This window comes from Haladaptatus sp. CMAA 1909 (assembly GCF_043952005.1).
GTDB lineage: Archaea > Halobacteriota > Halobacteria > Halobacteriales > Haladaptataceae > Haladaptatus.
On record NZ_JBIOAV010000001.1, the window covers coordinates 1,439,447 to 1,451,910 of the forward strand.

General features: G+C 62.7%; 14 protein-coding genes. 10 read left to right on the top strand and 4 right to left on the bottom strand.

The window, feature by feature from the left end; all coding sequences use genetic code 11:
• Nucleotides 1-18 precede the first annotated feature (18 nt).
• The 4 genes from ACGYLY_RS08030 to ACGYLY_RS08045 all read left to right on the top strand — a co-directional run bounded on the left by ACGYLY_RS08030 (nt 19) and on the right by ACGYLY_RS08045 (nt 3,838).
• Nucleotides 19-381: a winged helix-turn-helix domain-containing protein gene (locus ACGYLY_RS08030; RefSeq protein ID WP_395282172.1), complete on the top strand. Its 363-nt coding sequence runs from the start codon at nt 19-21 to the stop codon at nt 379-381.
• Nucleotides 382-490: 109 nt separating this feature from the next.
• Nucleotides 491-1,675, top strand: a complete 1,185-nt coding sequence (locus ACGYLY_RS08035) for an alpha-hydroxy-acid oxidizing protein (RefSeq protein WP_395282171.1) — start codon at nt 491-493, stop codon at nt 1,673-1,675.
• 50 nt (nt 1,676-1,725) lie between these two features.
• A complete protein-coding gene (locus ACGYLY_RS08040; protein ID WP_395282170.1) occupies nt 1,726-2,709 on the top strand; it encodes a PrsW family intramembrane metalloprotease in 984 nt (327 codons plus the stop codon).
• Between the two features lie 55 nt (nt 2,710-2,764).
• Complete coding sequence (locus tag ACGYLY_RS08045; protein WP_395282169.1) at nt 2,765-3,838, top strand: YhjD/YihY/BrkB family envelope integrity protein; 1,074 nt, start codon at nt 2,765-2,767, stop codon at nt 3,836-3,838.
• Nucleotides 3,839-4,147: 309 nt separating this feature from the next.
• Here the strand turns inward: ACGYLY_RS08045 and ACGYLY_RS08050 are convergent, their stop codons facing one another.
• Nucleotides 4,148-5,707 carry a long-chain fatty acid--CoA ligase gene (locus ACGYLY_RS08050; RefSeq protein WP_395282168.1) on the bottom strand — a complete coding sequence of 520 codons (1,560 nt, stop codon included), beginning with the start codon at nt 5,705-5,707 and terminating at the stop codon, nt 4,148-4,150.
• 136 nt (nt 5,708-5,843) lie between these two features.
• On the opposite strand from ACGYLY_RS08050, the gene ACGYLY_RS08055 reads away from it, so the two are divergent.
• The 4 genes from ACGYLY_RS08055 (at nt 5,844) to sod (ending at nt 9,448) form a co-directional block, all read left to right on the top strand.
• A complete protein-coding gene (locus ACGYLY_RS08055) occupies nt 5,844-7,238 on the top strand; it encodes a cryptochrome/photolyase family protein (protein ID WP_395282167.1) in 1,395 nt (464 codons plus the stop codon).
• A 316-nt stretch (nt 7,239-7,554) separates the two neighbouring features.
• Nucleotides 7,555-7,917 (top strand): hypothetical protein, encoded by a 363-nt coding sequence (locus ACGYLY_RS08060; RefSeq protein WP_395282166.1) that lies wholly within the window; start codon nt 7,555-7,557, stop codon nt 7,915-7,917.
• A 199-nt stretch (nt 7,918-8,116) separates the two neighbouring features.
• A complete protein-coding gene (locus ACGYLY_RS08065; protein WP_395282165.1) occupies nt 8,117-8,716 on the top strand; it encodes a superoxide dismutase in 600 nt (199 codons plus the stop codon).
• Between the two features lie 120 nt (nt 8,717-8,836).
• Nucleotides 8,837-9,448, top strand: a complete 612-nt coding sequence (sod, locus tag ACGYLY_RS08070) for a superoxide dismutase (protein ID WP_231183921.1) — start codon at nt 8,837-8,839, stop codon at nt 9,446-9,448.
• 51 nt (nt 9,449-9,499) lie between these two features.
• Here sod and ACGYLY_RS08075 read toward each other — a convergent pair whose 3' ends face one another.
• A complete protein-coding gene (locus ACGYLY_RS08075; protein ID WP_395282164.1) occupies nt 9,500-9,937 on the bottom strand; it encodes a hypothetical protein in 438 nt (145 codons plus the stop codon).
• A 144-nt stretch (nt 9,938-10,081) separates the two neighbouring features.
• Between ACGYLY_RS08075 and ACGYLY_RS08080 the strand changes: the two genes are divergently transcribed.
• Together ACGYLY_RS08080 and ACGYLY_RS08085 are read left to right on the top strand one after the other, a co-directional pair.
• The gene (locus tag ACGYLY_RS08080; RefSeq protein WP_395282163.1) at nt 10,082-10,348 is read left to right on the top strand and encodes a DUF5827 family protein; all 267 of its coding nucleotides are present in this window, start codon (nt 10,082-10,084) and stop codon (nt 10,346-10,348) included.
• Nucleotides 10,345-11,133 carry an ATPase gene (locus ACGYLY_RS08085; protein WP_395282162.1) on the top strand — a complete coding sequence of 263 codons (789 nt, stop codon included), beginning with the start codon at nt 10,345-10,347 and terminating at the stop codon, nt 11,131-11,133. The genes ACGYLY_RS08080 and ACGYLY_RS08085 overlap by 4 nt, the downstream gene beginning before the upstream one ends.
• Nucleotides 11,134-11,142: 9 nt before the next feature.
• On the opposite strand, the gene ACGYLY_RS08090 is transcribed toward ACGYLY_RS08085, so the two are convergent.
• Nucleotides 11,143-11,721 carry an MBL fold metallo-hydrolase gene (locus tag ACGYLY_RS08090; protein WP_395284139.1) on the bottom strand — a complete coding sequence of 193 codons (579 nt, stop codon included), beginning with the start codon at nt 11,719-11,721 and terminating at the stop codon, nt 11,143-11,145.
• 68 nt (nt 11,722-11,789) lie between these two features.
• On the bottom strand, nt 11,790-12,275 hold the full coding sequence (locus ACGYLY_RS08095; RefSeq protein ID WP_231183929.1) for an Lrp/AsnC family transcriptional regulator: 486 nt from the start codon (nt 12,273-12,275) through the stop codon (nt 11,790-11,792).
• Between the last annotated feature and the right edge of the window lie 189 nt (nt 12,276-12,464).

Sequence of the window (12,464 nt, forward strand, 5' to 3'; positions counted from 1 at the left end):
CCATCGAACGTCACCGACATGACGAACGGGACGGAACCCTCCATGGACGCGCTCTCCGTGCTGGGCAACGAGATTCGGATGTCCATCCTGCGGGAACTCGCCGACGCCTCGGAGACGCTTTCGTTCACCGAACTGCGCGAGCGGGTCGGGGTGCGCGACACGGGAAAGTTCAACTACCACCTGACGAAGCTCTGTGAGTACTTCGTCCGGCAAACCGAGTCGGGGTACGAGTTGGGCCACGCCGGAACGCGGGTCATCTCGGCGGCGACCCCGGTGGCGACGGACGAGTTCGAGGGCGAGGAGGACGATACGTGCCCGGTCTGCGGAGAGGAGGACTACGAAAAGTTGTTCCACGTCCATCTGACGCCGGGGCGGTTCTGACGGGACGACTCGCCCGTCGGGACGCTCGGTTCGAATCCGTTCGATCCGACGCCGTCACCGGCATGCCGCCCGGAACAAAGTATAATTCCTCACGGTCTGTCAGGTCCGTATGGACAAACCCTCGAAACCGTTCGGACCGGACCGCCAGCGAGAGGTGTACGCGGGCGGGATGCTCGCCGACCAAACCCCGGACCTCCCGGCCTCTCCCGACGAACTCGCCGACCTGGCACGGGAACATCTCTCCCCGGAGGCCCACGCCTACGTCGCGGGGTCCGCCGGGTCCGAAAGTACGAAGGACGAGAACCGCCGCGCCTTCGACCGCTGGCGAATCGTCTCGCGGATGCTCCGCGACGTGTCGGAACGCGACCTGTCGGTCGAAATTTTGGGACGAACGCTTCCCGTCCCGGTCATGCTCGCGCCGATAGGCGTCCAGTCCATCATCCACGAGGAGGGTGAACTCGCCACTGCGCGGGCCGCCGCCGACCTCGACGTGCCGCTCGTGTTGAGTTCGGCGTCGTCCGAGACGATGGAGGACGTGACCGACGAGTTGGGCGACACGCTCGGCTGGTTCCAACTCTACTGGAGCGCCGACCGGGACGTGACCGCGAGTTTCCTTTCGCGGGCCGAAGACGCGGGCTACGAGGCCGTCGTCGTCACGCTCGACACGCCGATGATGGGGTGGCGCGAACGCGACGTGGACCACGCCTACCTCCCGTTCCTCGACGGCGAGGGCGTGGCGAACTACCTCTCGGATCCGGCGTTCCGCGACGCGCTCGACTCGCCGCCCGAGGAGGACATGAGTTCCGCGCTCTGGCGGTTCACCGAAACCTTCGAGGACCCGTCGCTGTCGTGGGACGACCTCGATTTCCTCCGAGAACACACCGACCTGCCGATACTGTTGAAGGGAATCCTCCACCCCGACGACGCCCGCGAAGCGGTCGAACGCGGCGTCGACGGCCTCGTCGTCTCGAACCACGGGGGGCGACAGGTGGACGGCGCGATCGGCGCGCTCGATGCCTTGCCCGGCGTCGTGGACGTCGTCGCCGACGATGTTCCGGTCCTCTTCGACAGCGGGATCCGTCGCGGGGCGGACGCGTTCCGCGCGATCGCGCTCGGTGCCGACGCGGTCCTGCTCGGGCGTCCCTACGTCTACGGTCTCGCGATCGCGGGACGCAAGGGCGTGCGGGAAGTGCTGCGGAACTTCCTCGCGGACCTCGATTTGACGCTTGCGCTGTCGGGACACACCTCCTTCGAGGACGTGTCCCGCGCGATCCTGCGCGAAAGCAAGGAGTGATCAGCGACCGAGGAAACCCTTTGAGGGTCGCGCCCGTAGCCACCACGGGTATGGGGGAAAACGACCGGAAGGAAACGGCCGACGGCGGGACACGGACGGTGATGAAGGGAGAGGATTCCTACGACATCGAGTCGTGGGAGCCACGAACGCGGATGGACAGGCTCTCGCTTCGGTTGTACCACATCCTTTCCGAGGCGACCCGCGTCGTCACGCTCCTGCTCGCCCTGACGTTCGTCCTCATCGAACTCGGATTGGTGACGACGACGCTCGCACGACGTCCCCTTCTCGGGGTGCTCTCGTTTCTCTCCATCGTGCCCGCACTGCTCCTCGCGGTGTACATCTGGCGTGTCGACCCGACCGAACGCGAACCGATCCCGACGCTCGTCGCCACTTTCCTCCTCGGAGTGGTGTTCGCCGCGTTCGCCGCCATAATCAATACCGTCGGATTGGGCGTGTTGTCCGGCGTCGGCGTGGAAACCCTCGCCATCGTGCCGTTCTTCTTCCTCGTCGTCGGACCGGTCGAGGAGACAGTGAAGTGGCTCGCGGTCCGGTTCCACGCGTATCGGACGCCGCACTTCCAGACGGCGGTGGACGGTGCCGTCTACGGCGCGATGGCAGGGTTGGGCTTTGCGACCATCGAAAACCTGACCTACGTCGTCGGGTCGGTCGGCGTCCACGGCGGCACCGCCGTCACCGTCTCCGGCGTCGCGGTTACGCGCGCCATCGTCGGCCCGAACCACGTCCTCTGGGCGGCCATCTCCGGCTACTACCTCGGTTTGGCGAAGATCGTCCCCACGAACCGCGGACCGATAATCGTCAAGGGAATCGCCCTCCCGGCGTTACTGCACGGGTTTTACAACTCGACCGCCGGGTTCGTGACGAACGTCCTCTCCGCGGTCTTCGGCGGTGACGTGTTGCTCTGGTTGCTCGTGTACGTCCTCGTCTTCTCGGGGTTGGTGGCGACCTACCTGTTCCGGAAGATTCGGCGCGCGAGGGAGTACTACGAGGACCAAATGCGGTTGGGATGGCTGTAGCGGGCGACGCGTCATCGGCCGCACCGCTCTTTACCGTCATCGTGTTCCATCGTCCATGGTCAGCCTCGGCGGAATGACGGGAACCGGAAAACGGGTCGCCTCGGAATTTTCGGAGAAGAATGTGACGCTCATGGCGGCGGGTATCGCCTACAACGCGTTCGTCTCGCTCGCACCGATACTCCTCTTATTGCTCATCGTCGTCGGCGTCGTCGGCGGGGGACTCGAAGACAGAATCCTCGAACTCGCCGGGGGGTCGCTTCCCGGACCCATCGCCGACGTCATCAGACGGGTGTTCCAATCGAATGCGTCCGCGGGCGGCGCGTCGCTCATCGGACTCGTCGTCCTCGTGTGGGGGTCGTTGAAGATATTCCGCGGTCTCGACACGGCCTTCTCGGAGATTTACGACACCGAGACCGGGAACTCCTTTCTCGACCAAGTGAAGGACGCGCTCGTCGTCCTCGTCGCACTCACGGTCGCCATCGTCGCAACCGTGGCCGTCAGCGCGGTGTTCAGTGCGTTCGCGGACACCGTCCCGTACCTCGGTTTCGTCACCCCGTTGGTGCTCGTCGCCGGGCTGGTCCTCGCGTTCTTTCCGATGTACTACGTCTTTCCGGACGCCGAACTGGAGTGGCGACAGGTCCTGCCGGGAACCGTCTTCGCGGCGGTTGGATGGGCCGCACTCCAAGCGCTCTTTCAGGTGTATTTAACGTCCAAGGGCGATAGCTCCGCCAGCCTGTTCGGCGGCGTCATCGTCGTCGTCACGTGGCTGTACTTCTCGGGGCTCGTCCTCCTGCTCGGTGCGGTCATCAACGCCGTCCTCGGCGGGTACTCCGGGGCGGACGAGGAGGTCAAGGATGGGACCGAACGCGAAGCGTCGTTGACCCGCGACGAACTCGCGGTCTACCTCCGTGACCTCCGCGAGGGAGTCACAGGGCGTTACGAGCGGATGCGTCCGGCCGCGACCGACGACCGGAAGGAATTCACCCGACCGACGGGCCACATCGACGTGACCGAGGGGGAGGTTTCCACGGACGACGGGACGGAGCGCTTCGTGACGCTCCGCTGGCGCGTCCCCGCGGAGGAAGCGGGCGACGATTCCGTCGCGCCGAAAAGCGACACCTCCTCGTAGCCGTATTCTCGTGACGAAGCGACGTGTACGACGAGGAACGCGGACTATCGCCATCACTACTCGTTCGAGGTCACGGGCCCGTACCGCTACTGGTATCAACCACACGAGAAGATGGGGATGGTCGCCGATACAGTTATCGAGAGATAGGTCGCGTCGGAGGAGCGGGTCGCCGAGAGGAGGAGCGGACCCGCTTTCCGAAACCATGAACAACGAAACCGTTCGTACGTGAACGGTCACGATAGGGCTGGTGAACGCCAGCCACCCTAACTATCAGACCACAGTACTATCAAATTTTCTATCAGTGCTTCGCTACTGTTGTTGCAGTTCGAACTTCTGCACTTTTCCCGTCGTCGTCCGCGGCAGTTCGTCCACGAACGCGACTTCGCGGGGGTGTTTGTACGCCGCGAGTCGTTCGAGGCAGTACTCCTGAATCTCGTCCTCGGTCGCGTCCGCGTCCGGCGTGAGGACGACGAAGGCTTTGACCGTCTCGTTCCGTCGTTCGTCGGGAATCCCGACGACGGCGGCGTCGGCCACGGCGGGATGTTCGAAGAGGAGTTCTTCGACTTCGCGTGGGTAGACGTTGTAGCCCGCCGTGTTGATCATGTGTTTCTTGCGGTCCACGACGTAGAAGAAACCGTCCTCGTCCCAGTAGCCGATGTCGCCCGTGTGGAACCAGCGCTCCCCGTCTTTCTCGGTGAACGCCGCCGCCGTCGCGTCCGGGAGGCCAGCGTATCCGGCCATCACGTTCGGTCCGGCGATGACGATTTCGCCGGTCACGTCGTCCAGTTCGGCGTCGTCCTCGGCGAGCGGTCCCTTCTCCACCGGCGGTAACTCCTCGAAGTCGTCGTCCACGATTTGGGCGCTGACGCCGTCGATGGTCGTCCCGATACTGCCGACCCGGCGGCCCTTGTCGGGCGTGTTGAAGTGCGTGACGGGACTCGTCTCGGTCAGGCCGTAGCCCTCGTAGATCTTCGCGTCGTACAGTTCCTCGAACCGTCGGAGCACTTCGATGGGAATGCCACCGCCGCCCACGCCGGCGAGTCGGAGGGACGAGAGGTCGAAGTCGGCGGCGTTCGGTTGGTTGATGATGTCGTTGTACATCGCGGGGACGCCGTGCATCAGCGTCAGTTCCGCATCCTCGATGAGTGACAGGGCTTGCTGGGCGTCCCACGTCGGGAGCGGGTAGAAGGCCCCGCCGCTGAACAGGGTCCCGTTCATACAGACCGTCATCCCGTAGATGTGGAAGAGCGGGAGGACGCCCAGAAGGGAGTCGCCCGAGTCGATTCCACCCGGCGCGAGGGCCGCGGACCCGTGCGCGTTGGAGGTGAGGTTGTGGTGGGTCAGTTTCACCCCTTTCGGCGTTCCGGTCGTCCCGCTGGTGTAGGGTTGGACGGCGAGGTCGTCGTCCTCCCGCGGTACGATTTCGTCGCCACCCTCGGCGAGGAAGTCGCCGAAGGACGTTACGCCCTCCGCATCGCTTTCGCCGACGGAGACGACGTACTCCACGTCCGAATCTTCGCGGACGGCCTCCACGACGGGAACGAGGTCCGGGAGGGTGACGACAACCTTCGCGCCGCTGTCGGAGAGGAGGTGGCTGATCTCTCGCGTCCGATACTGCGGGTTCATCGGGACCACGACGCCGCCCGCCGCGAGCGTCCCGTGGAACGTCAGGACGAACTCCGGGACGTTGGGCAGGTAGACCGCGACCCTGTCGTCCTCGCCGATACCGCGCTCCTCCAACCCGGCGGCGAAACCGCCGACCTGCGCCCAGAGGTCGTCGTACGTCAGCGTTCGCGCCTCAGTGACGATGGCCGGGGCGTCCGCGTAGTCGGAAACCGTGTCCGCAACCGACTCGGTAAGATTTACCATGGTTGTGTATAACGGGGACCCTCATTATAAAACATCACCGAAGAACCGTGTTTGATTGTTGAAAGGTCGTCGACCCGGAACCGAAACCACACAGAGTGGGTTCGACGGTTAAGTGAACGCACCCCATCCGTCCGGTATGTACGTTCACTGGCACCGCCGCGACCTCCGGGTCGAAGACAACCGGGCGCTCTCGTCGAGCGACCCCGTGCTTCCGGTGTTCGTCTTCGACGAGGAAGTCCTCTCCCACGCGGCCCCGCCTCGTGTGTCGTTCATGCTGTCCGCCCTCGAATCGCTCCGTGAGGAGTATCGAGAACGCGGTGGCGGTCTCCTGTTTCTCCGGGGCGACCCGCGCGAGGAGATACCCCGAATCGCGACGGCGTGCGACGCGGAGTGCGTGGTCTGGAACCGGGATTACTCCGGGTTGGCGAAGGCACGCGACGCCGACGTTCGGGACGCGCTGGCGGATGCGGGCATCGAACGACGGGCGTACCACGACGCGCTGTTACACACGCCGGGGACCATCACGACGAATCAGGGCGACTACTACTCCGTCTACACCTACTTCTGGAAGAAGTGGCGCGACCGGGAGAAGGACGCGCCGTTCGACGCGCCCGACGAAATCGTCGTTCCGGACGAAGTCGCGGAGGACGGAATCGAAATTCCGACGCTCGCCGACCTCGGGTTCGAGGAACCGGAAGGGACGATTCCGCCCGCCGGGACCGAGGCGGCACGCGACCTGCTCTCGAAGTTCTGCGAGCGCGACGCATATCGATACGACGAGGCGCGCGATTACCCCGCCCGCGAAGCGACGTCCCGGCTTTCGCCGCATCTGAAGTTCGGCACCGTCGGTATCCGGGAAGTGTGGGAGACGACCGAGCGGGCGAAAAACGACGCGGGGAACGAGGACGAGGCCGAATCCGTCGAGGAGTTTCAGGGTCAACTCGCGTGGCGGGAGTTCTACGCGCACGTCCTCGACGACGATCCGTCCGTGGTCGTGGAGAACTACAAGGATTACCGGTACGACATCGCGTGGCGCGACGACCCCGACGGCGTGCAGGCGTGGAAGGACGGCGAAACCGGCTATCCCATCGTGGACGCTGGTATGCGCCAACTCCGCGAGGAGGCGTGGGTCCACAACCGCGTTCGCATGATAGTCGCCTCCTTCCTGACGAAGGATCTGCTCGTGGACTGGCGCGAGGGCTACGACTGGTATCGGCGGAAACTCGTGGATCACGACACCGCGAACGACAACGGCGGATGGCAGTGGGCGGGGTCCACCGGCACGGACGCCCAACCGTACTTCCGCATCTTCAACCCCATGACGCAGGGCGAACGCTTCGATTCCGACGCCGAGTACATCAAACGGTTCGTCCCCGAACTGTCGGACGTTCCCCCGGAGAAGGTTCACGAGTGGAACGAACTCGAACCGGACGAACGGGAGGACCTCGCACCCGAGTATCCCGACCCACTCGTGGACCACTCGGAGCGCCGCGAGATGGCCATCACGATGTTCGAAAACGCAAGGGGGTAAGGCGAGTAAGCGACGTATGGCTACGGTAGCGCTCACAACCGCACGGAACACGTTCTGAACGGCGGTGAAGTATCTCCGGTTATCGTGAACGTATCCCTTATCGACGACATCATCCGTTGTTGAGTGTGGAGTGGCGCGTTCGTTGGTGGTAGGATAATCCTCGCTACTCGCATATTAATCGTGAAAACGGCCATCCACAGTCGACGGACTTCGCACAACGATGGTCGGGGTTGAAGTAGGAACTTCCCGACAGGCAACGACAGGGTCACACCCGCTTCGTGCAACGGAAGGTGGGGCACGTGCCCAAGAGACTACCATGAAAAAGACCATCAAAATCCTGCTCACGCTGACGATTGTGGGTAGCCTGTTCGCGGTCGGTTTCGCGGGGAACGCAGCGGCGGATTCACAGGAAAGCGACCAAGTCGCAGTTTCACACGTGGACCAAGACCAAGGTGTCCTCCAGTACAACCGCAACTATCAGGACGACAACGTCGCGTTCTCGGGAGCGTTTAGCGCGAACCCGCGGAACGCCCCGGCGAATGACCTCGTTGACGGCGGTGACAGTGGCGCCGAGTCCGGCGACGCGGTCGCCATCCAAGCGAGCGCACAGAGCAACGAGAACTCGCAGTTCGCGTATTCGAACGCCGAGAACGAAAACGAGCAAGAAGTAGAGGACTAAATCGTCCGGAATTCGTTCGGTCTACCTGACGACACCCTATTTTTCGTGCGACGTCCGCCGATGAGTGTCGACGGACGGGAACGTTCGGTCGCGTCCGCAGTATCCTATTGTCGCCACAACGGAGACCGCTTCGACGAATGTCTATCCTTCGCCTCAACACTTAACACGACGACCGTTGACCACCTTTCGGGGGTTACCAATGGCAACCTACGAACTACCGGAACTACCGTATAGCTACGACGCACTGGAGCCGAGTATCGACGCACACATCATGGAACTGCACCACGACAAACACCATCAGGGCTACGTCAACGGTGCGAACGCGGCGCTCGATACACTCGAAGAGATGCGCGAGAACGACGAGTGGGGCGACGTCAAGGGCGTCGAACGCAACCTCGCGTTCAACCTCGCCGGCCACATCAACCACTCAGTCTTCTGGGAGAACATGTCCCCGGACGGGGGCGGGAAACCCGGCGGCGACCTCGCTGACGCCCTCGACGACCAGTTCGGGTCGTTCGAGGAATTCAAGACGCACTTCTCGGAGGCCGCGAAGGGCGTCGAAGGCTCGGGATGGGGGATGTTGCTCTACGACCACGTCGCCGACATTCCCATCGTGAGCATGGCCGAGAACCACCAGAACCAGTATCCATCCGCGACCCCGTTGCTCGTTCTGGACGTATGGGAACACGCGTACTACCTCCAGTACGAGAACAACCGCGGCGAGTACGTGGACAACTTCTGGGACGTCGTCAACTGGGACGACGTGGAAGAGCGCTACGACGAAGCGAGCGGGATGTAACGGCCGAGAGGCCGTCCGAAATCGGAATATTTTGCCGCCGTATCGTGTCGTATGTTAGCTAACTTCTCCTCAAGGTTTAACAGGCCAAGGGGAGATATAGTTAGTGGAGGTAATACATATATGGCAGAAAAATCGAACGCGGAACTACCACCGCTCCCGTACGACTACGACGCGCTGGAACCGCACATCTCCGAGCAGGTCCTCACGTGGCACCACGACACGCACCATCAGGGCTACGTAAACGGCCTCAACAGTGCCGAAGAGACTCTCGCGGAGAACCGTGAGTCCGGCGACTACTCCGGCACGGCGGGTGCGCTGGGTAACGTGACCCACAACGGCTGTGGTCACTACCTCCACACCCTCTTCTGGGAGAACATGGACCCGAACGGCGGCGGCGAACCCGAGGGAGAACTCGCCGACCGCATCGAGGAGGACTTCGGTTCCTACGAGGGCTGGAAGGGCGAGTTCGAGGCCGCCGCGAGCGCCGCGGGCGGCTGGGCACTCCTCGTCTACGACCCGGTGGCCAAACAGCTACGCAACGTCAAAGTCGACAAGCACGACCAGGGCGCACTCTGGGGTAGCCACCCGATTCTCGCGGTGGACGTGTGGGAGCACTCCTACTACTACGACTACGGGCCGGACCGCGGTGACTTCGTGGAGAACGTCTTCGAAGTCATCGACTGGGACAACGTCGCAGAACAGTACGACAACGTCGTATCGCGGTTCGAATAAGCCCGAACGCACCGATTTTCTTTCGAGTAACCGATCTCCGAACAGCGGGTGCTATTCGGTGTCCGACGAGATCACGGGGACCGTGTAGCCGGACGCGATATCCGTGACGTGTTTGTAAAGCGATTCGTAATCGTATCCGTTGGGTTGCTGGTCGAGGCTGGCGAACACGCCGACGTGTCGGTCGTCGTCGGCGTCGTCGTCGAAGAACATCCGGAACTGCTCGAAGTCGTCGAACCCCCTAACGGTGTACTGGTAGGTGGCGTAGTACAGTTGGTCGTAGGTGTCCTGCGTGATGAACCCGAACCGCTCGTTGTCGATGAACTTCGCCACATCCACCGCTTCGAGTTTGTCCGCGACATCTTCCCGGAGAAATAGCATCTCGTAGTCGGATTGGTCGAACAGCCAAATATCCCGGAGGGAGTTCCCGCCGAATTCAGCAAAGGCGGAGACGAGGGCCTCTTTTGTCTCGCTTCCCGATTCCTCATCCATGTCGTTTTCTATCTTGAACGCTCTATTATAAAAACTCGGTTATAATTTTCGTTCGTTATATTTAACACGCGAGGTAAAGAACGTATCTCGGGCACCGTCGGACGATTCGGGAGGTTTTACGCCCGGCCGGTCCTACGTTGAGCCATGCCGAAACCAAAGGACGAGTTCGAGCAGTTGTATCCCTGTGACTTCTACGAACCGGACGAACTGCTCGACGAGGACACGATGTACTCGGTCTACGAAATCGCACGCCTCCTTCAGGGGCTCGACGCGGACGCCGAAATCGACGTCGAGACGGAAGACATCCTGCTCGATTGGGCGATTCCGTGGGTGATGCGAAACTCCGAAAAACTCGTGGTCGGCGAACCGCCGAGCGACGAGGAACCGGGCTACTACGGTCTGAAGACATGACGCTCCTCGTGGCCGGCGGGGACCGCGTGGACGCCGGGAAGACGACGTTCACGGTCGGTCTTCTCGCGTACATGGACGGTATCGGGTTCAAACCGCGCGCCGGCAACGACTTCTGGTTCGACCACGACGACGCCACCGGCGCGCTCCGCGACGGGCGACTGTACGGCAAGGACGCGAAACGACTCGCGCACGCGAGCGGGGAGGACGTCGCGCTCGAAGCGCTGAATCCGGTGCATCGACTCTGGCGGCCCGCGCCCGGCAAGGGAAAGGGCCTCCTCGGTCAGTCGGGACGCGAGTTCCTCGTGGACCGCGTCGGAGACGGCTTCGTCGTCAACGGAACCGTCTCGCTCCCCGACATCGTGCGCGAACGGCTTCCGCTTTCGGACGCCGTGGTCGTCGATTCCCTCGCGGAACTGAACGACCGGACCGAGCGTCGGTACCTCCCGCACTTTCGAGCGGTCGCCGAACGCATCCGAAGCGAGGACCACGCGGTCGTGGAGTCCTACAGCGATATTGCACGACCTATTCAGGGCGTCGAGTTCGAGGCCGTGGCCGTGGTCGAACCCCGCCGCGTTCGGGTGTACGACGGCGCGCGCTACGCGAAGGCGTGTGAGGTCGCGGACAACAGCGTCCACGACGGAACGATGGAAAAGCGCGTGGAGGACGTGGTGGAATTCCTCGACCCCGCGGAGACGACGACGCTCGAACCGCTGCCGAAGGCGGAGCGTGACGATCCGGAGGAGATAGCCGAGGTGTACGGAGACGCCTACGAGGCGTTGTTGTAGCGCCGACGGCTATCGCATCCGCGCGGCCTGTGACGCCAGTTCGACGTCGTGGTACGGGTCCGTCGTCACGCTCGCCCCGTGGCCGACGTGCATCTCGCGCAGGTCCTCGTCCACGGCGTCCAAGACGCGGTCGATGCTCTCGATGAGCGCCGAGCGGTCCCCCTCTTCGAGGTCGGTTCTCCCGAACCCGCCGTTCGGGAAGACGAGGTCGCCGGCGAAGAGGACGTCCGCCGATTCCGAGTAGAAACAGAGGTGGTCGTTCTTGTGGCCCGGCGTGTGGAGCGCGCGGTACTCGTCGTCGCCGATGGTCACGACGTCCCCGTCCTCGATTGCGACGTCGATGCCGGGTTGGGACGTGTCGAAACCGAACGCTTCGACGTCGTAGGCGTCTTTGATCGCTTCGAGATTGCCGACGTGGTCGGGGTGGGTGTGCGTGACGATGACCGCGTCGAGGTCGTCAACTGCGTCTTCGACCCGCGCCACGGCGTCGAAGTTCGACCCGGTGTCCACGAGGACGGTTCGGTCGCCGTCCACGAGGAACGCGTTGCTGGTGAACGCCTGCACGCCCGCCGCGATGTTTCGAATCATGTCGCGGCGTAGGAGTGGCAGGGGTTTCGTGTTTTCGTTCGGCGAAAGGCGTGCGGCGTGTCGCCGGTTCATTCCTCGGCGAGTTCGTCGAGGAGCGTGTCCAGACTGTAGCTTTGGAGGACGCGATGGGAGTCACGCAGCGTGGAGATGACGAACGTGGAGTTCGTCCTGTCCACTTCCTCGATGCTCTCGAAATCGCCGATGAGTCGTTCGACCATCTCGCGTCCGGTGAGGTGTGCGACGACGATGAAGTCGGTTTCCCCCATCGTGAAGTACGCCTGCGTGACGCCCTCGATGTCGAGTATCTTCTCGCCGAAATCGCGGTACGAGCCCGTGTAGTCGGCGAACACCTCCACGACGACGGTGACGCCGAGGCCGAACTCCTCCAGGTCGATGTCGTAGAGGTCGTTTTCGATGACGCCCGCCTCCCGAAGGTTGTTCAGGCGGTAGTGGATGGTCGAGACGGGGATGTCCGTCTCCTCGTGTAGTTTCTCGGGACTGCCGGTTTCCAGGTCCGAAATCGCCTTGAGCAGGGTGACGTCGCGTTCGTCCATTGATTCCGAACTATACGTCGGTCATACTTAACGTCTGGAGTTCGTCGAAAGCCGGGAAGATATCTATTCGAAAGGAAAGTCCTTCACGATTCAATAATAGGAATCTAGTCTAATCAATCTACGTTCTTTTGCTTGAGAATCAGTATCAGTGGAGATGTTTGTAGAAGGATTTAACAGTGTGCGCCTGAT